This window comes from Streptomyces sp. NPDC032198, from assembly GCF_040636975.1.
Classification (GTDB): domain Bacteria; phylum Actinomycetota; class Actinomycetes; order Streptomycetales; family Streptomycetaceae; genus Streptomyces.
This window is the reverse complement of the sequence record NZ_JBEZVL010000008.1, coordinates 429,329-451,577: the sequence shown is the minus strand read 5'-3', so window position 1 is coordinate 451,577 and position 22,249 is coordinate 429,329. Positions and strand designations below refer to the sequence as shown.

Here is a 22,249-nt window from a genome sequence, read left to right as displayed (position 1 = left end):
ATCCGGCACGATCCACGGCCGCTACTGATGTTTCGCCACAACCAGACCAACGAGCCGACACGCAAACAGTCACATGATCAACCGCTTTCGTTAGAGCCTCTAAGACACGGCCTAGTGCTCTGGCCGGGAGGGATTTCGCCTGGTTGGTCGGCCGTGATCTTGGCTTCGGGAGTTCTGGATAGGGTCAGCCCCATGACCGCTTACGTGATCGCAGACGTGCAGTTGACGGGCAATGCCGAGGAACTGGCCGAGTACCGGTCGAAGGTGGTTGCGACGCTTGAACCGTACGGCGGCAGGTACCTCGCCCGAGGCGGTGAGGTCGACGTCGTCGAGGGCGCCTGGGCGCCCGGACAGATAGTCCTGGTGGAGTTTCCCGACCTGGCTGCCGCACGAGCCTGGAACGAGTCGGCGGAGTACCAGGCGATCGCACCGCTGCGCATCCGGAACACGGACAGCAAGAGACTGATAGTCCAGGGACTCTGAACGACAGGTTCTGCTGCGCGCGGACCGGGCCCAATCAGGCTGCGATGGCGAGTGGGCGTCCGCCCCAGCGGAGGCCCTTCTCCCTGCGGATGCGGGCACGTTCCTTGCGTTCGGCCGCGAGGACGTCGGAGTGGCAGGCGTTGGCGTTGCGCCACCGCAGGTAGCCGTGCAGGGCCCGGGTCTGCACGGTGTGGTTGCGGTGATTGGAGTTGGCGATGGTGAACTGCCGCAGTGGGCCGACGTGGGCCTCGATCGGATTGGCCCAGGACGCGTAGGTCAGGGTGAAGCACAGCTCGACCCGGTTCTTCTTGGCTCAGGCCCGGATCTTCTGGCCCTTGTGAGCGGACAGGTTGTCCAGGATCACGTAGATGGGAGCGTCGTCCAGACGGGCGGCTCGGATCGACTTCAGCGCGGCGAGGGTGTTGCCGGCGCCTTTCTCACGGCGGTTGACGCCCCACAAGGTGTCATCGCCGACCGAGTAGCAGCCGTAGAAGTACCGCACTCCGTGGGTGCGGTGGTCAGTCGCCGGATGGGTCTCGGGGCGGCCTTGTTCGGCCCAGCTCGCCCCGCCGGTGGGATGGATCCCCAGAACGCGACGCTGGGGCTCCGCTCCCCCGCCTCCTCCTACGCCAACGGCCAGGTTGCCGGCGTTGGCCGCGTCGCCGTCCGGTATCGCCAGGGTGAACGGCGACTTCGTCTGGACGAGAGCCAGGGGGCAGTAGCGTCGGCGACCCCGAAGAAGTCGAAGTCTGCCGGGTCCGCGAGAACCGCCTGCCGCATCCGATCCGGCCAGGCGACGACGGTCCGAGCGCTTGGAGCAGCTGAATGCCGGGGCGCCTGACCATGCGGGTGCGTCTGGTTGCTGTCGCCGTCATGAAACGAGGGCGGTCAGCGCGTCCTTCAGAAGGATCACCGCGAGGGCAGCCATGGTGGCCCCGGCGATCAGACTCACTGCCACGGTCGCGCGACGCCCGCGTACCAAACCCTGGCCCAGCCGGCCGGCGCACAGGCCGATCGCACTGTCCCAAGCAAGCCCCATCAACAGGAAGATCATCCCAAGGGTGAGCAGCTGAAGCCAGAGCGGGCCCTGTTGCGCGTTGGTGAACCGCGGCAGGAACGCGGCAAAGAACAGCACGGTCTTCGGGTTGAGCAGATTGGTGAGGACGGCCCTCCGCAGGACCCGACGCGCGGCCGGTGCCGCGGGAATCGCGGGCGGCGCCTTCCCTGCAGAGCGGATCGTGGTCACTGCGAGACACCCGATGTAGCACCCGCCTACAAGCTCCACCAGCACAAGCACCGCAGGCGTGGAACGCAGCATGACGGCGAGGCCGAGCGCGGCAGCCGTCACGTGCACGAGCATTCCCAGAGCCATTCCCGCGGCGGACACCAGACCGGCCCGCGGACCCCGCTCAAGGGCCACAGCAACGATGTACGCGGCGTCCGGTCCAGGTACGACGGTGATGATCGCGACCGCCGCCAGATAAGCCGGTAAGAGAGTGAGGTCCAGCATGTCAACCTCCCGCATCCCGCTTGCGTAACGCGCAATAGCTCCTCAATGCGTTACGTTACTCGCCTCCCACGGCCCACGCAACGCATAAACGACGACCTATGCGTTACATTGGGACCATGGACGTAATCCTCACCGGGATTCCCCTCGACGCCCTGACCGAACTGGTCAACGGGTGGGGCACACTGCCGCGTCAGGAGGACGGACGAGCCAGCGATCCGCTCCCGTCCGCTGCCGGCATCGCACAGAAACTCGCCCTGCCCGCGCACGTCGGCGCCGCGCTGACCTCACAGACATTGGCCGACGCGGCAGACTGCCTCCACGGAGTCTTCTCCGCCCCGGACGGCGGAACGTGCGCACGCAGCCTGACGAGCCTGTTGTCAGACACTGGCATCCACCCCGTCGTGGACACCGCGGCCGATGGCGCGCTCCGCGCCGCATGGAGCCTCGAGGACACAGGCCATGCCCTCGTCGCGGCAGCTGGCATCACCCTGCGCGAGTACCTCACCGACCACGGCTTCGCACGCATCGGCGTCTGCACGGGCGCCCGCTGCGCCGACGTCTACATCGATCAGTCACCCGGCGGCCGACGCCGCTTCTGCTCGGTGACGTGCCAAAACCGCACCCGCGTGGCGGCATTCCGCAGCCGCAAGGAGGCCGCCTCCGACCGTGCGCCCCATCGTGATGATCGAGTCAGAACCGACAAGCGAGACGGCTGATCGGGTCAGCTTCCCCAGCCACCCCCTCCCCGGGGAGCTGCCGTCATCAGCCAGGCAGGGCGTGCGCACGTCAGCTAGCTAGATCGTTGACCTGTGCGGGGCGGACGCAGGGCCGTTGACCTCTTCGTGCCTCGCTTGGCACGGGTGCAGCGTCCCGATCCTGGGGGATGGAGCCGCGCCTTCGGCGCTCGACGGTCAGCGCCCGCAGATCACCCGTGTACGCAGCCGGGCGGCGGGGGACGAGCGTGCCGCTCTGGCCCTGGAGGTTTTCACTCACCACTGCCGTCGTGGCGTCGCCGGGATGACCGCGTCCCTGGACCGGCTCGACGCCCTGGTCTTCACGGGGGAGATCAGACCGGACTCGTGGTTCAGCGCGTTCTCCATGCCACCCGCCTGGAGGTGGTGCCGGGTCTGCAGCCATGTCAGGGCGCCCGGGTCGACGCTGCCGCTGCGACGGCTCATCACCAGCCCCTCCAGCGCCGTGAATCCCATCGTCGTGTCGACGCTGCACCCCTCGCACACCGCGCATGCGGAGCAGCCGCCACCAAGGTGAGCAATCACCAGGTGAAGCTGTTCGGGGCGGCGGCCCAGGAGACCGGCCGCCTGACCGAGCGCCCAGGCGTAGGAGAGCCCGTGGAAGGCGTAAGCGGCGCAGCCCGTAGTCCTCGCTCCAGGTGGCGGGCACCGCATATTCTCGGGCGGCGGCAGGCAGACCGCGGTGCTGGATCCGGGCGGTGGTGATGCGGCCGCGCCCTTGGGTACGACGGCCAGGGCGAGCAGCGGCAGAAGCAGCGGGTGCAGGATCGTCAGTACGGAGGCTTGGGCGATGAGTTGGGCGAGGGCGGACATGAGGGCCTGGCCGTCGCCGATGAGGTTCTCGGTTGCCTCGGCGCCCTTGCCGGCTGCCTGGACGCGGTCGGTGAAGCCGGGTCGGTCATCGGCCTCCAGTTCCACCTGCGGGGTGGCGGCCAGGGCGGCACCCCTTGGCAGGATGTGCTCACCCCGGAGCAGTTCAAGAAGTTGGTCTGGCGTCAGGGCTGCTATGACCGACCGTCAGTTGCAGCCGGGTGACAAGGCGAAGGACGCGGAGGTCCCACCGGGGACTCTGATCGAGGGCTAGCGGGTCAGTACGTTGAGCTGCAGCGCCCGTGCGAATCAGTTCTGGGAGCGGGTCAGGATGATGCCATGCTTCGCCGCGAAGTCCAGGTCGATGATCCTGGGACGGGACTGCTCCTCGTGCTCCTTGACGAACGCCAGGTGCTCGGTTGGGTCCTCGGGTAGAACTTTCTCGGGGTCATCCGCGACGTTGTCCATGCCGCCCAGCAGCTGAAGTTTCAGCGGCGTAGGACGGGTTCTCACCGTTTGGTTTGCCGCATCGGCGAGATGCCCTGCGGGCGAGGCGGGCTCGACCGCCGCAGCCGCCGGTCCGAAACTGGCAGTACGCCATTTGCCGCCCTTTGAGGGGCGTTTGTGCTCCAAAAATGCGCCCGGGCCCGCTGAGGAACTACTTCCACACGACGGCCACGATGGCTGCGGCCGCCGTGAGCGACCCCACGGCGTAGAAGGCCCACGGTTGTTTGTTGCGCATGCCCGCTAGGGCGGTCACTGCCACCAGAGCGTCCAACGCCAGTTTCACGCCCATCTTTGCGTCAACGACCGGCAGGTCCAGGGATATTCGGGTCCAGATGAGTCCTGCACCGGTGACCAGTTGGACGACCGCGCTGCTCGCCATGTAGCTACCGGTCACCGGGTCCTTGGCGCGCAGTTGGAAGAAGACGCCGCCCATGAGCGCGGCGAATCCGAAGAAGTGGAAGACGAGAAACACATACCGAAGGATCTCCATGCCGGTGATCTTGCTACAGGTGCAGAACAAATGGACGGTCCTTTTCACCGGAACTCAAAGACCCTCGCATCACCCTCCCGACCGTCACCGCCATGGCCCGACGCCGTGAACCACGTGCGGGATGCTGCTCGACGTCGTCCGCGATGTCCGTGCGGCAGTCTTTCAGCGTGGCTGGCCCCTGCGTTCGACCAGGGCGGGAGCGAAATCCCGTAGGGGGCGATGTGCGAGCGAGGTGTGGGCGGCGACGGCCGCGACTTGGGCCGCGCCTTCACCGGCGACCAGGCGGTGGGCGGCATGGTCGAAGCGGACCAGCTTCACGGCACGCTTGGGCGGCAGGCCGAGCTGCGACCGGAACCGGGACCACAGGCGCTTACGGCTCCATCCGACCTCGGCCGCGAGTCCGTCGACCCGGGCCAGGCCATGACTGCCGACGATCCGGTGCCAGGCCCAGTCCACCTCCGGGTCTACCGACGGCCCCGCTTCATGCCGGCGGGCGAGCAGTGCGTCCGTAAACGCGAAGCGGTTCTGCCACGACGAGACATCGCCCAGTTGCTCTCGGATCCGGGACGCCCCCCGACCCCACAGGTCGGCCAGGGGCACGACGGTGCCGTCGGCTCGGCGGGCAAGGCGCCCAGAATCGCGCGTGCGATCACCGGGGACAGGCGCACCTGCACGCACTCGACGTTCTCTCCCCGCGCCCGGACCGCGCCTCCGGCCCCAAACCCGGGCCCGGCGACGAGGCTTCCCCTGCTGCCCGGCAGCACAGCCAAGGACGGGCGAGCCGGCACCGAACTCCAGGAGCAGCGTCACGGCCGGGTGCGGGACCATCCGGAGCGCGTCCAGGTCACGGACACGGAACCCGGCCATGGTGAGACCGGCCACCCTGCTGGGACGCTGCGGGCATGCGACGTCCCACACAGCCGCACCGTGCATGAAAGTCCGCACCCTCCCATGCTAGTTGAGTCGGCTGAGGGGAACATATATCCAATCCGCCGGCGGGGACCGGCAGCGACAGTGGGCTCATGACTGTTTCTGACGACGGACCGCACGTGAACGGCGCCGCCGAGGCCGCCGATAGTTCGACCCTGTCGCTGGACGACGGCGACATCCACGTGTGTCAGGAGGGCCTCCGCGACGCCCCCGCACTCCTGCTCATCCACGGATCCGCATCCTCGACCCGCTCGTGGAACCCGCTGGTTCCGATGCTGACCGGATCTCACCACGTCATCCGGATCGACCTGCTCGGGCACGGCCGGTCGGCCAAACCGGCCGACCGCAGCTATGCGCTCCCGGACCAGGCACGCCGGGTCGGCGCGGCACTGGACCGGCTCGGCGTCGAGCACGCCGTGGTCGTAGGCCATTCCAGCGGCGGCGTGGTCGCCACCGCCCTCGCCGAACAGCGACCCGACCTGGTGACCGCGCTCACGCTCATCAACACCGGCCCCAGCCTGGACGCCTTCATAGCACCGCAGTCCGTCCCAATCGGACTTTCGCAGTGGCCGCCGACCGACGAGCAGATCCGCCGGTTCGCGAGCACCGGTTTCAGCCGCGCGGGCTACCCGATCCCACCAGAGCTCCTGGACGACGTGCGCCGCATGACCCACCACACGCTCACCACAACGATGCAGGCCACCCGCGACTACCTGGAGCAGCGCGCGCTCCCGGACCGGCTGACGGCCCTCGGCAAACCGCTACTGGTGATCTTCGGCAAGGACGACCGCAGATGGCGATCTTCATCCGCCGCCGACTACCGCGCCGTCCCGGGCGCGAAAGTCGAGTTGCTGCCCGGTCTCGGACACTCACCGATACTCGAGGATCCCCCACGGACCGCCATCCCTCTGCTGGCCTTCACCACGATCCACGCCGTACGGGTGGACTGAATGACAAGGAGGGGTGCCATGCGGATTCTCGTCTCCGGCGCCAGCGTCGCCGGTCCGGTGCTGGCCTACTGGCTCACCAGGCACGGCTTCGCTGTCACTCTCGTTGAGCGCGCGCCGACTCTGCGCAAGACCGGCAACAACACCCCGACCGACACCTCCGGCACCGACACCATGAGCGGCCACGTCGGCACCGACACCATCAACGTCCAAGACGGCGTCGGCGGCGACACCGCCAACGGCCGCCTCGGCAACGACACCTGCACCACCGACCCCGGCGACACCGCCACCAGCTGCTGACCGACACCCCACCACCATCCCGGGCAGGACACCGTGCTGTCGCGTCCCCTGCCCGGGGAAGACGGCCTGGACGAGCGCCGTCCTTCTGACCTAGCCCTCACGGAAGCGATGCTGTTGGCGATCTTGCAGTGCCTTCGTGGAACCGCGCCGCCGCGCCCTGCGCTGCGTGCTGATTCGGCAGCTCGGAGCTAACCCACCGGGTGGTCCTCGGCCAGCGCCCTTGCTGCGGGGCGGCGACGGCTGACCGGTGCTTCCTGGAATGCGACCGCGACCCCGCTGAAGATCGCCAACAACATCCAGAAAGTGGGCCCGAGCCCGTTCTCACGTGCACAGCCAGTCGGAGCATGAGTGCTTCCCTGACCGTGTACCTGCTCGACGTGGCCGCCACGCGCGCCCTGATCAGCTCCCGCGACCAGCAGCTGCTGCTGACCGTCATCCGCCAAAACTGTGGCACCCAACTGGCCCATGCCGACGACGAATTCCCCTTCGACATCAAGCAGGGTGCTCGAAGTGGTTGGAAGGATCACGTGCCACTTGCGGATCCGCAGGTCCGTGCCGGTGAGGCTGCCCCCCTTCCAAGGAACTGCACCGAAGGCTGATTCACGAGGCTGGGTCAGCAGCCGCCCTGCGAGGTCCGCTCGGCTATATTCCGTCCGTGGACGACGATCACGGGCAACTCCTCGCGGACAGATACCGGTTGACCGATCTGCTTGGTCAAGGCGGGATGGGCGCGGTCTGGCGTGCCTACGACGAGCAGTTGGGGCGGGACGTGGCAGTGAAAGAACTGCGCCTGCCTGAGCATCTGGGGGCCGAGGAGCGGGCCAATTGGATTGCCCGGCTGGAACGCGAGGCGCGGGCGGCCGCGCGGCTGAAGCATCCAGGCATCGTGACCGTCTACGACCGCCTTACCGGTGCGGACGGGCGGCCGTGGATCGTCATGGAGTTGGTGACCGGGGGATCACTGGACGACCTGCTGCACCGGCAGGGCCCCCTGTCCCCTCAGCACGTTGCCCACATCGGGCGACAGGTGGCCGCCGCGCTGAGCGCCGCGCACCTGAGGGGAATCACCCATCGAGACATCAAGCCCGCCAACATCCTGCTTGAGGACGGGCGGGCCGTCCTGACCGACTTCGGGATCGCGGCCCTGGAGGGTGACGCCACCCTCACGGCCACCGGCATGATCATGGGTACACCCGCATTCATGGCCCCGGAGCAGGTACGGGGCCTTCCGGCCACCGCCGCATCCGACCTCTGGTCACTGGGGGCCACTCTCTACACCGCCGTGGAAGGGCACCCGCCCTTCGCAGAGACGGCCCCGAGCGCCGTACTGGTCGCCGTCGTGACCGAGGACCCTGCCCCTGCCGTGCAGGCTGGGCCCCTCACCCCCATGCTGGAGGGCTTGCTTCGCAAGGAACCAACCGGACGTCTGACCATGCAACAGCTGCAGGCCCAGTTGGATCAGGTGGCCGACGCACCGCCGCCTCCCAACGCGCCGCCCGCAGGCCCGGCCCATTGGCCCACGGCCCCCGCGCAGGCCCCCGTCATACCGCCCGCGGGTCCGGCGCGTCGGCCCACGGCGCCTGCCGGAACGCCCGTAACCGCCCGCCGCCGAATATTCCGTTGGGGCGCGTGGTTCAGTGCGGCAGTGCTGGCCTCGGTGGCAGCCGCGATACTGATCCCCGATCAGGGGGAGGAGTCTTATCAGAACAATCTCCGGGCAGTGGAAGCCATGGGCCATCCGCCGGACTTCACCGTGAAATCCAAAGCTCGTGTCGACGGCGGCCGGGCGCGAGTCGTCTACATGGGAGGGCCCGTTCCTGGTGCACCGAGCCTCGGCCAAAAGGGAGTGATCGGGTCATGGCTGCAGGCGGTGCCGGGCGTCTCAACGGTCGGGATGTCCGGCGTAGACGCCTCGTGCATGACCAAGGAATACGGCTGCATCTTGGCCGTCGACCTCAAAGACGGCTACACCGAGCCATCCGTCCTCGACGCCCAGATCCACAAGCAGGACGGCAAGTTGGCCCTCCAGGTCACGGTCGGCCCTTTCGACTAGAGGGCGTCTGGGAAGCCCCGCTCAGGGCAGGCGAGTTGGTAGTTCCCGCCCTGGTGGAGGCCCAGATGACCAGGCGTCGACTCGCGTATCCGACGGATCTGTCCGATGCGGAGTGGGAATTGCTCGCGCCTGGCCATAGGGGACCATGATCCGAGTGGGTGGCGTCGGCCCACTCCACCTGGGGTGAGGGCGGGACATCGATCACGCAGGCCGACGCCGGTCCAAATCCTGACTGCCTCTGGTCGGACACGGAACCGAGGCGGGTGATGCGGATGAGTATCGACATCGCCGTATGCGCCGGCTACGCCCCCTTTTCCACTTCAATGCGCCGTAGCTAGCGGGCTCCAACTGCCCCCGCTCCCGCACAAAGGGGGCCACAGTCAGTGACCTCGGTTTTCATACGGATCGGGCGCCATCGACGCGCCGCATAGCCTCACCACGCGTAGCGAGATCCCCACAGGAGTGGGCGTCGACAGCGGAATCCGCGAGAGTGCCTCGCCTAGCAGGCAGGTTGAAAATGAGCCGGAATCCTGGATTCAACGCACCCTACCCCGTCCTGCAATACGCAAGTTGGGGTTCCCGACTGAAGGCTCGGACAGCCGATTCGGTGTTTTCGATCGTATCCTCCCCCGTATCAACTCTCGTTTTGACCATCATCGCCCAAAATGCGAGCCACTCGATCGTCAGGGTGATCGGATGGTTGGGGTTGGTAGGAAATATTGTCGGTATCTTCAAAATGGCCTACAAGGTCGGCAGGACTGGCCAGACACGCGGCAGGCGCATGGCACACATCCGAGTCGTAGACGCTCACACCTTTCAACCAATAGGTTTCAGTCGATCACTCCTGCGCCTGGTGGCGCAAATAATCGACGCCTGCTCCATAATCGGTGTATTTAGACCTTTATGGAATGGTAAGCGGCAAACCTATGCGGATCTGATCTCTCGGTCCATCGTTGTTGTCGCCTGACAGCGCGGCACCAACCCGCCTTGAGGAACGACCTTCGTACCGCCGGACAAGCGGGCGTGGCGACAGGCCGAACTCGTCCGATGCTTTGGCGTTGAAAACTATGGGTGATCACACTGTTCTCGCCGTTCAGGGGCTGGCGAAGCCTCCTGCTCATACCTGAGCACAGCGCAATGGCGCGTTGCTATTCAGCAACTTCCTGAGTTCGGTCATGTAAACGCTCATCGACGTGGGGAAGGGGCGTGGGGGGTGTGACGACGGAGAAATACGCGGTCCTCAGAGCAAGGGCGTTGCTCCGCGTTTCTCGGTGGACGCAACAGGATTACGCCGACGCGGTGCGGACGCACGACGAGTTGGAGGAGCCCGGCGAGGAAATGTCGACGGTCGAGGCGCACGAACTGCGTAAGCGATTGCGGACACCGCCCGCGTCGATGCTCGAAACCGGCGTCATCGGCGGCGCGAGGCAGGCGATGTTCGCAGCCGGCCACCTGGACCGGCCGTCCGGACCGGCGCGTCGGATGTACAGCCTGACTTATCTGGCCCTGGTCCGCTTCGACCAGGCCCTCACAGGCAACCGGCAGTGCCTTGATGCGGCGATCATCTCGTGGCGTACCTGCCTGGAGGTATGGGAAGCAGCGGGCGAAGCCGAGCGGTCGGCGTTCGCCGAGATCCACTCGGTCGACTGCTCCCTGGCCGGGGCGCTGGGAACTCGCTACAACCTGAACCGTGAATTCCTGGTGCACCCCGATCCTCCCGTGCGCCCGGACGAGGTCAGGGCCGACCTGGAGGAGGCCTTCCGGGCCATCGAGCGGGGAGCCGCCCGGTTGCCGTCTCACCGGGACGGCTCGGATCCGCAACTCCAGGTCTGCAGGCACCAGCTTCAGGCCATCAAGGCCTACCTCGTGTCTTTGAAGTACGCCGACATGCCGGCCGGCCCCGGCTCAGGCTCCGAAATGCGCGCCGTCGTCACCGAGTTGGACCTGGTCCCCTACGCCCCACCGGGTGACGCGACAGGGGCACGCTCGACTTGGCTCGGCACTCGGATGTTCCTCGCCCAAGCCCTCAGCGGCCCCGGAGCACGCATCAGTGATCTGCGCCGGGCCGAGGAGGTGCTCCTCGGGTTTCTCGAAGCTCCGGATCTCACCGAGGAGTCGCTGATCGCGGCTGCACAGTTGAGTCTGGCCACGACACGAATGCTCCTCGCCGACAGCACCGGCGACGAACGGTACAGGCCCCTCGCCCAGGACGCATTCGAGCAGTCCTACCTGACAGGCGCGCGCAGCAATCTCCGTACGGCCTGGGACGCGGCGACCCAGCAGGCCGGGTGGGCGCACCGGGACGGCCACCGCCTGGTGGCTGCCCGGGCCTATGCCGCCGCGTTCCGTGTGCTCCCCGTGCTCACACACACCCAGATCACCCGCGCGGACAAAGAGTCGGCCCTGGCGATGGCTGCCGACGTGCTGCCGATGTGCGCGAGGGAGCTGGCGAATTCGTCCGCCACGGAGGACAGGATCGAGGCCGTGCTCGCCCTGGAGGGAGCCCGTGGCGTCCTGCTGGCCGAAGGGCTCGGCCTGCGCGCAGGTCCCACCACCGACCGGGCCACTTCGCGGCTCTCTTCGACCGTCGAGGGCGATGCCCGGACGGCACAGGCCATCGAGTACCTCACTCGTGAGCTGGACGGGCTCCGGCGACAGGAACTCGCCCACCCTGCCGGTACGGAGTGGAAGGGCGCGGCACGCATGGCCGCATGTCAGCGGCAACTGGCCCTGGTGCACGCCCGCAGCCGGGACGAATCCGACGAGGCGGCCTCTCCCGACTGGCAGGAGATCGTCACGCTCGCTGGGGACGCCCCCCTGGTGTACCTCACTGTGTCCAGGGACGGCGGCGCGGCTCTCGTGGTGACCGGCGAGGAATGCCGAAGGACCGGTCCGGTACCGGTGGACCTTCCGGCGCTCACCGTGGACGTCGCCGGGAAACTGCTCGACAGGCTGCACGAAGCCGAAGTCCTCCAGGACCGGCAGAAGTCCCCGAAGTACGGCAGGACGCGCGGGCAGTTGACCAGAGACGTGGTCAACGACCTCTGGGCACAGGTGATGCAGCCGATCGCCAACGTGCTCGCGGACTGTGAACGGGCCGTCCTTCTGCCGGGAGGGCTGCTGGGCATGCTGCCCCTCCACGCGGCTGGCACATGTGCCTCGCAGCGGGTCGACAAATGGCGGTTCCTCCTGGAGACGACCGCTCTCTCCTATGCCCCGCACGCCGCTGCGCTGCGCAGTGCGGCGCGCAGCCAGCAGGCGATCACCCGGCTCGCCTTTGTTCACCCCGCCCCGCCCCCGGCTCATGGAGCGAGCCAGCCTCCCCTGAACGTGGCGGCGGAGTTGAGCGGCGTCAGATCTGCTCGTCCCACCGGTGTCACGATGACGGAGATCGAACCCGAGGAGGTCTCCAGGGCGCGCCTACTCGATGCGTTGCGGACCACCGACGTCCTGCACTTCACCGGTCACGGCGACGTGAACAGCAGCAATCCACTCGACAGCGGCCTGCACCTCGGTGGTGACGCCCGGCTGAAGGTACGCGACCTTTTGGCCGCACACGAGGTGCGTGCCATGTTCGCCGTGCTCTCGGCCTGCGGCACCGCTGTGACGGGCGACGCTCTGCCCGACGAGGTGGTGGGACTGCCGGCCGCGCTCATCCAGGCCGGTCTGTGCGGGATTGTCGCCACGCAATGGATGTGCTTCGACGACTTCACGGCGCCGCTCATGACGGAGTTCTACCGATGCTGGCTCGGCGGCGCCCATCCCTCGGTTGCACTCGCACGTGCGCAGGCCACCGTCCTGCGCCAGGGCCTCCTGGTCAATCCGTTCGCCTGGGCCACCTTCGCGTACACCGGTGCCTGACGAGGTCCGGTCCAGGAGCGCCTGTGCCCGGTACGACGGGCCGGTACCGTTACCGTCAGTCGCCGGGGTCCGGATCCGTCGTGGCGTCCCCCTCTCCTGGCGGGACCGGCGCCGGAGACACCTCCATAGCCCCTTGCGGAGGCGGACACATCTGTTCCGGGGTGAGCATCGAGCGCCCGTGCGAGCGGCCGACGCCACCCCCCAGCGTCTCGGTCGGATCGAACTCGTCGTCCAACGCTTTCACCTGTTCTGGTTCGGCCAGCGTCATGTCCGGCGGTTCGGGCACTTCGGGCTGATCCGTGGTCATCCCCACATCACCTCGATATAGGTGATCTCCTCGCGGGAGATCAGAAGGCCGATATTGCGCAGTACCGGTCGCCCGTCGTCGCCACGCCGGAAGCTTCCGTCCGGCAGGGCCGCCGCGGTGTCGCAGAGGTAGAGGTCATGCGGCTGCGGGTACGCCGAGGCACGGGAGTCGAGCCGTCCACGCGCATCACGGGCGAAGACCCCCAGAATCCAGCCGTTGGTCCCACCATCGGTGTCCCGCAGCCTGATCCGGAGCCACAGCGCGGCATCATGGCCGAACAGGGCGTCCCAGGCCAGCGGTTCGGGTGTCTGCCCGTTGACGATCCGTGCCCAGCGGCGCCCCCTGCGGAACGCACTGCCGACGGCGAACCCCGCCAAGAGCGGCACGACGACGTACGGGAGCGGCAGCCACCACCAGGCCCACGGCACCGGAGGTCGCGTCAACCGCCCCGACTCCCAGACGCGCAGATACGCCCACGCAGTGAGCGGAGCCAACGCCAGATGGAACAGAGTCGCAGTCGCAGCCACCCGCATAACACGGTCGGCCAGCCCGGCCCGGACGACAGCCGTCTCGCGTTCCACAGCGAAGAGATAGAGAGCCCCCGGCAGTAGGGCGATCATGGCCACCGCGGCAGCCTCGAATGTGCTCACCCTCACCCCCGGTGGACATCGCTGTCGTTCCGACCTGCTTGCCAAGAAGGCTGCCCTCTCCACTCGACAGCAACCGCTGGGCTCGGACGGATTCCGCTGTCCGCCACAGACACTCGACCGGAGCGATGTCCCTGATAAGCCACGGATGCCGCCCCTGTCCTCGGCTCTCTTCCGACCGTAGGGAAATTACGCATGCGGATCCGGAACGGGGCGGCCAGCGCGGCGCGTCAGCGATTTCAGTAGTAGTCGCGCCAGGAATCGCCAGCCGACAATTTGACCACAAGAGGCGGATCCGCGCGGACCAGCTTTTCTCAGGTGCCATCTCCACAATGTTCTTAGGTGCCATCTCCACAATGTTCTTAGGTGCCATCTCCACAATCGGACGTGTCGGGGAGCAGCACATGTCGCGTTCTCTCTTCGCTGGCGCTGTCCGGCTCCTGTCGGCCGACCACTCAAAGCCGTCAACAACCGTCTCCAACCGCGATTGCCACCACCGAACCCTGCCGTGGACCAAGCACAAGCGGCGCGGTCGGTGTTCGGCATCCTGACCCTGGCGTCGGTTCTCACCGGATTCCACGGGCCGTCTGCCTCGGCTGGACCCTCGCGGGGAGTGTGGCTCTACCTGGCGTCGCTACTGCAGGCTACTTCCTACAAGGCTCGCTTGGAGATGCTCAGATCATGACATTCGAGAACCTCCCGCCCGCGGAGCGGATCCGCTACTGCCGAGACAAACTCGCGCGCATCAACGAACTCGAGACGCAGGTACGTAGCATGCCGAGCACCCAGCAGAACCGCGAAACCCTGCGTGACCTGGCAACCGCCCGTGTCGAGTACGTCAAGGCGCTGAAGCGGCTCGAGAATCCTTCGCTGTGGCGACGGACCAACCGGTGGGTCAACGAGTGGGCGGCCGAGGACCGGGCGAAGGAGGCGGCGCGGAAACGCCGGCGCGGATACACGAGCTGCAATGGCACAGGCCAAGTCACAGGCGCCGGGAACTGGTTCGAGAGCTGCCGGTCCTGCAACGGCACCGGGGTGTACCAGGAGTACCTCTGAGCGACACCAGGTTCCAGCAGCGACCACAGGTTGCGAAGCATGCCCGCCAGCAGGATCTCCGGCACTTCATGCACACACCATTGGCAGTGGTGGATGAGCCACCCGATGCTTCGCTCGATGGTCCAGCGTCTGGGGATGACCGTGAACCCCTTGACGCCCGGCGAGCGTTGGACAGGGTGGACGTCGATGCCCAGGCGCACGCCATGGTCGATGGCGGTTGTCCGTCCGGTAGCCGGCGTCCACCCACGCCGTGCGTATCTGCGGATGGGCGGCGGCGATGCGGGCGAGCAAGGTGACCGGCCGCGATATCGGAGACGCTCGCGGCGGTGACCAGCACGGTCAGCAGCAGGCCCAGGGGGGTCGCAGCCGAGGTGGCGTTTGCGGCCGATGATCCGCTTGCCCGCGTCGGTGCCCTGGTCGGCCCGGTGCACGTTGGCGGAGGCCTTGATGGTCCGGGAGTCCAGCACGCAAGCGGACGGTTCGCCGTCGCGTCCTTCGGCCGTACGGACCAGGTGCCACAGCAGCCCGGTGAGTTGGGCGAGGACACCGTCCTCCTGCCAGCAGGCAAAGGAGTGATAGGTCGTGGGCCAGGGCGGGAAGTCGCCCAGTCGTGTCCCTTGGATTTGTGAGCGGTGGAGACGGTCACGTCGGCAGTCCCTTCGGGGCGAGTCAGGCGACGGCTGCGAGGATGGCTTCGGTGCCGTGGGTGTCGACCAGGTCGGCCAGGTCGGCCAGGGGCTGCATCTGATCGCCGAGATCACCGTCGGCGCCGCCCGGGAGCGGGGAGCTGGCGGCCTCCGGTGCGCTTCGCCCGGCTCCGGCTGGGCACCGCCGTGGACGTGCCCGCCTTCGACGCCGCACTGCCGGGATGAGCAGCGCGGCCCCCATACCGGGCTCCTGCTCGATGATCCCGTCCGGGGCCGCCGGCCGGGCGACAGCGCCCCCGGCGCGCCTGGCTTGCCGCCGCTCCTCGTCCGCGATCCAGATACGGGTGCCTCACGCCTGGCCCACACGCTGATCGCATGCCCCGGCCGCCGCTGCATCCGCGTTCCGCACGGGCGGCAGGGTTCAAGACCGGCTCCTGAAAAGTACTTACGGCGTTCTTCTGCGCCAACGTACAACCCTTCGGCTCCACCACTGGTCTCTTGTTCGCCGACCCCACACGCCACTCGGGACAACTTGCGGTGAACGGCGCGGCGCCCCCACGCACCACCTGGCCACGCACCCCTGCTTCGGCGCCCAGATCGCCGACTGACCGCACCGCCTTTGCCCCTTCACTCTCATCGACCCTCGGCTCACAAGGAACCCCAACACCCATGCGCATCAGCACATCGACCTCGCTCGCCACCTGCCTGGTGGCGGGCCTCGTCCCCCTCGCCCTGCCCGCCGCGGCAGCAAGTGCCGCGCCCGCGAAGCACGGCGACGACTTCAACGGCGACGGCTATCGCGACTACGCGTATTCGAGCTTCAGCGCCAGAGGGGGCGGCGGCGTCACCGTGGTCTTCGGAACCGCTACCGGGCCCGGATCCACACAGCAGCGCATCACCCAGACGAGCCCCGGCGTACCCGGCACCGACGAGGCCGACGACATGTTCGGCGAGGTACGGGCCGCCGCGGACTTCGACGGTGACGGATACGGCGACCTCGCGGTGGCGGCAACCGGCGAGAACGGCTCGAACGGCGCCGACCAGGGCGCCGTGACAATCCTGTGGGGCTCCGCCTCCGGCCTGTCCAAAGGCACGACTCTCCCGAACAAGAACCCGGGCCGCAACAACTACATGGGGCAGGACCTGGCGACCGGCGACTTCAACGGCGACGGCAAGCAGGACCTGGCTGTCATCAACGAATCCATGACCTACGTCTACCGCGGCCCGCTCAAGCGCTCCGGCACCACCGGCACCGTGACCAAGCTCGACAAGACGACGTCCTTCTACGCCTCGGCCCTGATCTCCGGCAAGGTCAACGGCGACAAGAAGACCGACCTCGCAATCATCGGCGACGTGGTCAGCTCCACATCCATCGCGTCCGACGCCTGGTTCATCAAGGGTGGCGCGAGCTCACTCACTCCGGGCAAGAGCTTGCGCCTGGAGTCCCAGTCCGGCAACGGCGGCAGCTCCGAGCGCGGCGGCGACGGTGTCATCGCCGACTTCGACAAGGACGGCTATGGCGACATCGCCATCGGCACCTCCCTCTACTCGAAGCACAAGGGCCGCGTCAGCGTCTGGTACGGCGCCTCCGGCGGCCCGTCCCAAAGCGCCCGCCTCACCCAGTCGACGAGCGGCGTCGCCGGTTCCCCGGAGAATCGCGACGAGTTCGGCTCATCCGTCTCGGCCGGCGACGTCAACGGCGACGGCTACGCGGATCTCGCGGTCGGCGTGCGGGGCGAGGAGATCGACGGCCAGGAATACGCGGGCGGCGTGCACGTCTTCAAGGGGCGGGCGAGCGGCCTGTCCGGTGCCGGTTCGCAGTGGTTCGCCCGCAACACCCCCGGTGTGCCGGGCCCGTTGGCGGCTGACGACCAGTTCGGTGGCCTGGTCCGGCTGCGCGACACGAACGGTGACGGAAAAGCCGACCTGCATGTGAGCGCCTTCGACTCTCTGCGGCTGCCGGGCTCAGCCGGCGGCATCACCACGGCGGGCGCGACGGAATACGATGCGGCGCCCATCGACAGCTTCTTGCAATAACTCCCCCCAGATGAATAGGAGCCTGGCTTTGAACCCCCGTGCCGGGCGCTGGGGCGCAGGCAGGGGGCCAAAGACAGGCTCTGGCTGATGGGTTGTTTCTTTTCCTTGGCGACCTGGTGCAGTTTTCTGACCCTGCAGTTCTGGGGCTGGGGGGAAGGATGAGACGCCCGTCTAGTCGGTGACAGCAGAGGCTTGGTTCACCCGGGCTCCCCTGTCTCACTCCAACAAGCCGTGAACTGACGGGCGCACGGGGCGTGGCAGTGGCTGATGCCAGTCGCCCAGCGTCGTGAGGAGAAAACGGCGGGCCAGAGGACGGAGGTCGTCCCACACCGGATCTGCGGTAAGGGCATTGCCCCAGAGGCCAACACGTGAGGGGGTATCGATCTCGTCTAGGCGACGACCCATGGCCCGAATATCGTGCAGGTCCTTGGAATCGAAGGCTCCGCGCTCCGCCAGACCTTCGCAGACGCGGCAGAGGAGCTCCACCTCTTCAACGACGTCCCTCATCTCCACCTCCCGCTCGCCCAGCCACACAAGCTGATCGCCAGTGTCGGCCGCCAGGAGGGCCATCCAGCGCAGCGTCCAAGTGCGAAGGTTCGCGTCGCCCGGATGGTTCATGCATGCATGATCGCACCTTGTTCCCGCAACAGCGTTCAACTCCCACCAGCCTGCAATGGCTGCCGAGCTGCTCCGCGTAGAAGTCGCTCAGCTTGAAAGCCGGTCCAAAAATGGCCTCATCGCGCCGCAGGAGCCCGACCTGAAGGCCCGCCTGGAGGAGAAGCAGCTGCGATCTTGCAGAGACCGAACGCAGCTCACGATGGCAGGCACGCCGATCAGAGAGGTCGTCAGCCGAACCGGCCACTGGCCACCGGCCACCGGCCACCGGCCAAGCGTGAACGCAACCAACCCCGCGTTCAAATCCCGATGGATCGATTCCTAGCTTAGGAGCGGGCTACCGTTCGGACTACCAGAGGCGTGGCTGGCTCCTCTCACCAGGGGGCTCGGTGTGCCGGTGGCCGAACTGACACTCGCAGCAGCCCGGGCCCGCGGAGAGGCCCAGGAGAGGCAGGACGACCACCCCCACGCCGTCGTGCGGGAGCGGAGCCGGTGGCTGCTCGCCCATGACCACCCGCACGGCGGGGACCACGTGGCGGACGCTGCGATACAGGTGCGGCGCTCGGAACGCGCGAAGATCACGGACGGCCGGGACATGCGCATGCGAAGGAACCGACCCGCATCAGGCAGGGGGCCTGAGCCGGTCGTCGAGTGCGGCGCCGACATCGGGGCAGTTGTTGCGGATGGTGTCGAGGAAGGCGTGCAGCACCGGGGAGTCGTCGCGGGCCGCGAAGGACAGGATGAGGTCGGGCAGGGGCGTGCGCGGAGTCACCTCGCAGTACCGGGTCCCGGGACGCGGGAGCGCCCTCATGCGGGAGGGCCCCAGGCCCACGCCCACGCCGGAGGCGGCGAGGCCGATGATCGTGTGCACGTCCCTCGCGAAGGTCGCTCCGCCGAGTGCCGATGAGTCCGCGCCCAGCAGGGTGCGCAGTGCGGCGACGACGGCGGGTTCGTCCTCGCCTGCCGACACGATAAGCGGCTGTTGCCGCAACTGGGCGACGCTTACCGACGGTTGACCCGCATAGGGGTGCGCCGTACTCACCACGGCGATCATGTGATCGTGCCCGATCGGGACGGACACGAGATGCTCGGCCCCGGCACCCCGTGGCGGGCCGAGAGTGATGGCCACGTCCAGCTCCCCGGCGACGAGAGCTGTGCTGCTGCGGCTGGTCGCCATCTCGTGCAGTTCCAGCCGCACGTCGGGCCGTTCCCGGCCGAACCGGCTCAGGACGCCCGGCAGCGGGTCGAGCAGCGCCGAGGCGATGAAGCCGAGGCGTAGCCGCCCCGTCTCGCCGCGCGCGGCCCGGCCCGCGTCGATCGCGGCCGCCGCGATCTCCTCCAGCGCCCGGCGCGCCCGCGCGAGAAACGCCTCGCCGGCGGCAGTCGGGAACACCCCCTGGCGTGTGCGGTCGAACAGCCGGGCCCCGACCTCGCGCTCCAGGTCGGCGATCTGCTTGGAGAGCGGCGGCTGCGCGATGCCCAGCGCGCCGGCCGCCCGGCCGAAGTGTTCGTGCTCGGCGAGGGCAACCGCGTACCGCAGGTGTCGCGCTTCCATGACCCGCCCCCTCCTCTCGGCCTACCAGGCTTCTGGCCCAGGCTTCTGGCGATACCTCAAAGGTATCAAGATGCCACTTACCAGCTCTTTCGATGGATGACGCTGTGGTTTCCGTCTGAGATGGAGCCGTGATCAATGAATCTCTGACCGACACCGTCTTCGTTCTCGTGCACGGCGCCTGGCACAGCTCTGGACAGTGGGCGGCGACGCAGCGCGCGCTGAGCGGACTGGGCGCGGCGAGCGTGGCCGTCGACCTGCCGGGGCACGGTTTCGACGCACCCCTGCCCACCGGCTACCTGCTGCCCGGCCAGCCCGGCCTGCTGACCGAGAAGTCGCAGCTCGCCACCGTGACGATGGACGACTGCGCCGGGGCCGTACTCAACGTCCTGCGCCAGGTGCGCCACCACCGCACCGTCGTGCTCGTCGCGCACAGCGCGGGCGGCGGTCCCGCCTCCCTGGCCGCGGAGCGGGCGCCCGAGCTGGTGGACCGGATCGTCTACCTGTCCGCGTTCGTCCCGGGCGGACGGCCGCGGTTTTTCGACTACTTGGGCTCACCCGAGAACGCCTCCGCCCTGGGCCAGAGCCTGAACCTCGGCGACCCCGGGGCCCTGGGCGCCGTACGGATCAATCCGCTCTCACCGGATCCCGCCTACCTCGACGAACTGCGCGAAACCCATTACCACGACACTCCCCTGGCCCGCTTCGACCGGTGGCGGTCCGCGCTGAGCCCCGATCTTCCCCTGGCGATCCCGACGGCTCCCGTCCCCCTGACCGCAGCACGGTGGGGACGCGTTGCGCGAACCTTCCTGCGCTGTGCCGAGGACCGGGCGCTGGCACCGGCCGCGCAGGACCTGATGATCGCGGAAGCCGACCGGGCCTTTCCCGGCAACCCGTTCACCGTGCGGACCCTGCCCGGCAGCCACAGCCCGTTCGCCGCCCGGCCGGGCGAGCTCGCCGGGGCCCTGGCCTCATGAACAGCCCTCGCGCCACGAGCCGGCATCGGCCCGTGAACGGTCCCCTGTCCCTGAGCGGGGAACGGCCCGCGGCCGGTGGCGGCGGGCGGCTCGTGCTGCCGGTCGTGCTGAGCGCGACCTTCGTGCAGTTGCTCAACGTCACTGTCGCGCAGATAGCCGCTCCGGCGATCCAGGCCGACCTGGGCGCCGGCCCGGGCGCTGTGCAGCTGATCCTGGCCGGGTACACCCTGACCTACGCCTGTCTGCTCATCACGGCCGCGCGCCTGGGCGAACGGTATGGCTATCAGCGGCTGTTCGTGCTGGGCACCGTCGTCTTCACGGCCGGTTCGGTGGCCAGCGCGTGTGCTCCTGACGCCACGATCCTCATCGCGGCCCGGCTGGTCCAGGGCGCGGGCAGCGGCCTGGTGGCCCCGCAGGTCCTGTCGATCATCCAGGTCGCCGTTCCCGCTGCGCGGCGCCCACGGGCTCTGGGCCTGTTCGGCGCCACGATGGGAGTGGCGTCGCTGGCCGGGCCGCTGATCGGCGGACTCCTCGTCGGCGCCGACCTCTTCGGTCTCGGCTGGCGCTCGGTGTTCCTGGTCACGGTGCCGGTGGCGCTCGGCTCGCTCGCGGGGGCGAGGGTATTGCCGCGTACGCGAGGCGGGGCCGGACAGCGCGTGGACGGGGTGGGCGCGGTGCTGACAGCCCTGGGCTTCGGCGCGCTGGTGCTGCCGCTCGCGGTGGGGGGTCAGGCCGGCTGGCCCTGGTGGACCTGGGCCTGCCTGGCCGGGTCCGTGGCCGTTCTCGGCTGCTTCGCTCTGACCCTGCCGCACCGGCCGGACCCCCTGGTGCATCCGTCGCTGTTCCGCGATCGGAGGGCGCGTGCGGGGGTGCTGTTGGTGTTCGTGTTCAACGCCGGGGTGCCCTCCTTTACGTATCTGCTGTTCCTGCATCTGCAGTCGGCCATCGGGTATTCGGCTCTCACGGCGGCGCTGACGTCGGCGCCCTTCGCGGCCGCGGCGGTGCTGGGCAGCCGCAGCGCACCCGCGCTGTCGCGTCGGCACGGGCCGGCCGTGCTCACGTTCTCGGCGCTGGTACTGGCGGGCACGGCCCTGGCTCTCGCCCCGCTCATCGGTACGGCGGCCGGGCGCTGGGGGGCGTTGCCGGTCCTGGCTCTGGGCGGCGCCGCGTTCGGCTCGTTCACCGCTTCGGTGTTCGCGTCGGTGCTGGCGGGGGTGGATGGTTCCGCGGCCGGTTCGGTGTCCGGGCTGTTGCCCACGGCTCAGCAGCTCGGCGGGTCGATCGGGGTGGCCGCGGCCGGCCTTGTCTACTTCGCACCCGCCGCCGGCCCGGGCGCCGCGTTCCGGCACGCCATGGTCTACGAGGCTGCCGTCTTCGCCGTCACCGCGCTGATCAGCCTTCGGATGCGCGAGCCGAAGCGACCAGCCGCGCCGCGGGCAGCTGCGGCCGGTGCTGCTTCGATCGGATCCGTCAGCGCGGGCTCGACGGGGACAGGCCTCTGACGGCTGCGAAGGGCCTGTGCTTCCGGCTAGCGGAGCTGATAGCGAAGTTCGCGCGCTATGCGGCTGATTCAACCTGTGTCATCCCTCCATGCGGCAGGCCGCGTCCGGACACTCCTGACACGCCGAGCGCCTGATGATCTTGTTCTTATCGACCGTTCACAGCCGCTCGGCGGACCGGCGGACGAAGCGGCCCAGGGAACCAGCACAGCCACAGCCCACCCTTCTGACGTCGTCGGCCCAACCCCCGCCGCCCTGCGCAAAGGCTC

22 protein-coding genes and 3 pseudogenes are annotated in these 22,249 nt (G+C 68.3%); 14 read left to right on the top strand and 11 right to left on the bottom strand.

The genetic code is table 11. The features are described from left to right. The first annotated feature begins 192 nt into the window (after positions 1-192). On the top strand, positions 193-483 hold the full coding sequence (locus AB0E78_RS23900) for a DUF1330 domain-containing protein (RefSeq protein WP_361835845.1): 291 nt from the start codon (positions 193-195) through the stop codon (positions 481-483). Positions 484-517: 34 nt separating this feature from the next. On the opposite strand, the pseudogene AB0E78_RS23895 reads toward AB0E78_RS23900, so the two are convergent. Beyond that, a pseudogene (locus AB0E78_RS23895) lies at positions 518-1,072 on the bottom strand (transposase); the annotation flags it as partial. Positions 1,073-1,354: 282 nt separating this feature from the next. Continuing rightward, positions 1,355-1,993, bottom strand: a complete 639-nt coding sequence (locus AB0E78_RS23890; protein WP_361835842.1) for a LysE family translocator — start codon at positions 1,991-1,993, stop codon at positions 1,355-1,357. Between the two features lie 116 nt (positions 1,994-2,109). Between AB0E78_RS23890 and AB0E78_RS23885 the strand changes: the two genes are divergently transcribed. Continuing rightward, positions 2,110-2,709 carry a CGNR zinc finger domain-containing protein gene (locus tag AB0E78_RS23885; protein WP_361835840.1) on the top strand — a complete coding sequence of 200 codons (600 nt, stop codon included), beginning with the start codon at positions 2,110-2,112 and terminating at the stop codon, positions 2,707-2,709. 115 nt (positions 2,710-2,824) lie between these two features. After that, a pseudogene (locus AB0E78_RS23880) lies at positions 2,825-3,004 on the top strand (hypothetical protein); the annotation flags it as partial. On the opposite strand, the gene AB0E78_RS23875 reads toward AB0E78_RS23880, so the two are convergent. From AB0E78_RS23875 to AB0E78_RS23860, 4 genes and pseudogenes are all read right to left on the bottom strand, one after another. Next, on the bottom strand, positions 2,983-3,399 hold the full coding sequence (locus AB0E78_RS23875) for a hypothetical protein (RefSeq protein WP_361835914.1): 417 nt from the start codon (positions 3,397-3,399) through the stop codon (positions 2,983-2,985). The pseudogene AB0E78_RS23880 and the gene AB0E78_RS23875 sit on opposite strands and share 22 nt — an antisense overlap. 465 nt (positions 3,400-3,864) lie before the next feature. Then, the gene (locus AB0E78_RS23870; RefSeq protein WP_361835837.1) at positions 3,865-4,188 is read right to left on the bottom strand and encodes a hypothetical protein; all 324 of its coding nucleotides are present in this window, start codon (positions 4,186-4,188) and stop codon (positions 3,865-3,867) included. A gap of 25 nt (positions 4,189-4,213) precedes the next feature. Further along, positions 4,214-4,552, bottom strand: a complete 339-nt coding sequence (locus AB0E78_RS23865; RefSeq protein WP_361835834.1) for a hypothetical protein — start codon at positions 4,550-4,552, stop codon at positions 4,214-4,216. A 246-nt stretch (positions 4,553-4,798) separates the two neighbouring features. Continuing rightward, positions 4,799-5,497, bottom strand: a pseudogene (locus AB0E78_RS23860) (AraC family transcriptional regulator); the annotation flags it as partial. Between the two features lie 77 nt (positions 5,498-5,574). On the opposite strand from AB0E78_RS23860, the gene AB0E78_RS23855 reads away from it, so the two are divergent. The 6 genes from AB0E78_RS23855 (at position 5,575) to AB0E78_RS23830 (ending at position 12,643) form a co-directional block, all read left to right on the top strand. Then, positions 5,575-6,432 carry an alpha/beta fold hydrolase gene (locus AB0E78_RS23855; RefSeq protein ID WP_361835831.1) on the top strand — a complete coding sequence of 286 codons (858 nt, stop codon included), beginning with the start codon at positions 5,575-5,577 and terminating at the stop codon, positions 6,430-6,432. A gap of 18 nt (positions 6,433-6,450) precedes the next feature. Further along, a complete protein-coding gene (locus tag AB0E78_RS23850; protein ID WP_361835917.1) occupies positions 6,451-6,729 on the top strand; it encodes a hypothetical protein in 279 nt (92 codons plus the stop codon). 344 nt (positions 6,730-7,073) lie between these two features. Further along, positions 7,074-7,328, top strand: coding sequence for a hypothetical protein (locus AB0E78_RS23845; RefSeq protein ID WP_361835828.1), 255 nt, complete (start codon positions 7,074-7,076; stop codon positions 7,326-7,328). A 56-nt stretch (positions 7,329-7,384) separates the two neighbouring features. Further along, entirely contained in the window at positions 7,385-8,782 is a 1,398-nt protein-coding gene (locus AB0E78_RS23840; protein ID WP_361835826.1) for a serine/threonine-protein kinase, read from the top strand. Positions 8,783-9,299: 517 nt separating this feature from the next. Then, complete coding sequence (locus AB0E78_RS23835) at positions 9,300-9,749, top strand: RDD family protein (protein ID WP_361835824.1); 450 nt, start codon at positions 9,300-9,302, stop codon at positions 9,747-9,749. A 332-nt stretch (positions 9,750-10,081) separates the two neighbouring features. Then, positions 10,082-12,643, top strand: coding sequence for a CHAT domain-containing protein (locus AB0E78_RS23830; protein ID WP_361835820.1), 2,562 nt, complete (start codon positions 10,082-10,084; stop codon positions 12,641-12,643). A 55-nt stretch (positions 12,644-12,698) separates the two neighbouring features. On the opposite strand, the gene AB0E78_RS23825 is transcribed toward AB0E78_RS23830, so the two are convergent. Beyond that, the gene (locus AB0E78_RS23825) at positions 12,699-12,950 is read right to left on the bottom strand and encodes a hypothetical protein (protein WP_361835817.1); all 252 of its coding nucleotides are present in this window, start codon (positions 12,948-12,950) and stop codon (positions 12,699-12,701) included. After that, complete coding sequence (locus AB0E78_RS23820) at positions 12,947-13,600, bottom strand: DUF6338 family protein (RefSeq protein WP_361835814.1); 654 nt, start codon at positions 13,598-13,600, stop codon at positions 12,947-12,949. Before AB0E78_RS23820 ends, AB0E78_RS23825 begins: the two co-directional genes overlap by 4 nt. 678 nt (positions 13,601-14,278) lie before the next feature. On the opposite strand from AB0E78_RS23820, the gene AB0E78_RS23815 reads away from it, so the two are divergent. Continuing rightward, on the top strand, positions 14,279-14,653 hold the full coding sequence (locus AB0E78_RS23815) for a hypothetical protein (RefSeq protein ID WP_361835811.1): 375 nt from the start codon (positions 14,279-14,281) through the stop codon (positions 14,651-14,653). Between the two features lie 669 nt (positions 14,654-15,322). On the opposite strand, the gene AB0E78_RS23810 is transcribed toward AB0E78_RS23815, so the two are convergent. Then, complete coding sequence (locus tag AB0E78_RS23810; protein WP_361835808.1) at positions 15,323-15,541, bottom strand: hypothetical protein; 219 nt, start codon at positions 15,539-15,541, stop codon at positions 15,323-15,325. A gap of 428 nt (positions 15,542-15,969) precedes the next feature. Between AB0E78_RS23810 and AB0E78_RS23805 the strand changes: the two genes are divergently transcribed. Next, a complete protein-coding gene (locus AB0E78_RS23805; protein WP_361835805.1) occupies positions 15,970-17,337 on the top strand; it encodes an FG-GAP and VCBS repeat-containing protein in 1,368 nt (455 codons plus the stop codon). A gap of 216 nt (positions 17,338-17,553) precedes the next feature. On the opposite strand, the gene AB0E78_RS23800 is transcribed toward AB0E78_RS23805, so the two are convergent. Then, positions 17,554-17,955, bottom strand: coding sequence for a hypothetical protein (locus AB0E78_RS23800; protein WP_361835803.1), 402 nt, complete (start codon positions 17,953-17,955; stop codon positions 17,554-17,556). 55 nt (positions 17,956-18,010) lie between these two features. On the opposite strand from AB0E78_RS23800, the gene AB0E78_RS23795 reads away from it, so the two are divergent. Beyond that, positions 18,011-18,277: a hypothetical protein gene (locus AB0E78_RS23795; protein WP_361835800.1), complete on the top strand. Its 267-nt coding sequence runs from the start codon at positions 18,011-18,013 to the stop codon at positions 18,275-18,277. Between the two features lie 297 nt (positions 18,278-18,574). Here the strand turns inward: AB0E78_RS23795 and AB0E78_RS23790 are convergent, their stop codons facing one another. After that, the gene (locus tag AB0E78_RS23790; protein ID WP_361835797.1) at positions 18,575-19,507 is read right to left on the bottom strand and encodes a LysR family transcriptional regulator; all 933 of its coding nucleotides are present in this window, start codon (positions 19,505-19,507) and stop codon (positions 18,575-18,577) included. A 128-nt stretch (positions 19,508-19,635) separates the two neighbouring features. Between AB0E78_RS23790 and AB0E78_RS23785 the strand changes: the two genes are divergently transcribed. Further along, positions 19,636-20,481 carry an alpha/beta fold hydrolase gene (locus AB0E78_RS23785; RefSeq protein WP_361835794.1) on the top strand — a complete coding sequence of 282 codons (846 nt, stop codon included), beginning with the start codon at positions 19,636-19,638 and terminating at the stop codon, positions 20,479-20,481. A gap of 32 nt (positions 20,482-20,513) precedes the next feature. Further along, positions 20,514-21,983, top strand: coding sequence for an MFS transporter (locus tag AB0E78_RS23780; protein WP_361835792.1), 1,470 nt, complete (start codon positions 20,514-20,516; stop codon positions 21,981-21,983). Positions 21,984-22,249: the final 266 nt, after the last annotated feature.

Bases quoted from the DNA above. Each gene is read 5' to 3' on its own strand.
- AB0E78_RS23900 (WP_361835845.1), top strand. From the start codon at position 193: ATGACCGCTTACGTGATCGCAGACGTGCAGTTGACGGGCAATGCCGAG.
- AB0E78_RS23890 (WP_361835842.1), bottom strand. From the start codon at position 1,993: ATGCTGGACCTCACTCTCTTACCGGCTTATCTGGCGGCGGTCGCGATC.
- AB0E78_RS23885 (WP_361835840.1), top strand. From the start codon at position 2,110: ATGGACGTAATCCTCACCGGGATTCCCCTCGACGCCCTGACCGAACTG.
- AB0E78_RS23875 (WP_361835914.1), bottom strand. From the start codon at position 3,399: ATGCGGTGCCCGCCACCTGGAGCGAGGACTACGGGCTGCGCCGCTTAC.
- AB0E78_RS23865 (WP_361835834.1), bottom strand. From the start codon at position 4,552: ATGGAGATCCTTCGGTATGTGTTTCTCGTCTTCCACTTCTTCGGATTC.
- AB0E78_RS23855 (WP_361835831.1), top strand. From the start codon at position 5,575: ATGACTGTTTCTGACGACGGACCGCACGTGAACGGCGCCGCCGAGGCC.
- AB0E78_RS23850 (WP_361835917.1), top strand. From the start codon at position 6,451: ATGCGGATTCTCGTCTCCGGCGCCAGCGTCGCCGGTCCGGTGCTGGCC.
- AB0E78_RS23845 (WP_361835828.1), top strand. From the start codon at position 7,074: ATGAGTGCTTCCCTGACCGTGTACCTGCTCGACGTGGCCGCCACGCGC.
- AB0E78_RS23835 (WP_361835824.1), top strand. From the start codon at position 9,300: ATGAGCCGGAATCCTGGATTCAACGCACCCTACCCCGTCCTGCAATAC.
- AB0E78_RS23825 (WP_361835817.1), bottom strand. From the start codon at position 12,950: ATGACCACGGATCAGCCCGAAGTGCCCGAACCGCCGGACATGACGCTG.
- AB0E78_RS23815 (WP_361835811.1), top strand. From the start codon at position 14,279: ATGACATTCGAGAACCTCCCGCCCGCGGAGCGGATCCGCTACTGCCGA.
- AB0E78_RS23810 (WP_361835808.1), bottom strand. From the start codon at position 15,541: ATGGGGGCCGCGCTGCTCATCCCGGCAGTGCGGCGTCGAAGGCGGGCA.
- AB0E78_RS23805 (WP_361835805.1), top strand. From the start codon at position 15,970: ATGCGCATCAGCACATCGACCTCGCTCGCCACCTGCCTGGTGGCGGGC.
- AB0E78_RS23800 (WP_361835803.1), bottom strand. From the start codon at position 17,955: ATGAACCATCCGGGCGACGCGAACCTTCGCACTTGGACGCTGCGCTGG.
- AB0E78_RS23795 (WP_361835800.1), top strand. From the start codon at position 18,011: ATGGCTGCCGAGCTGCTCCGCGTAGAAGTCGCTCAGCTTGAAAGCCGG.
- AB0E78_RS23790 (WP_361835797.1), bottom strand. From the start codon at position 19,507: ATGGAAGCGCGACACCTGCGGTACGCGGTTGCCCTCGCCGAGCACGAA.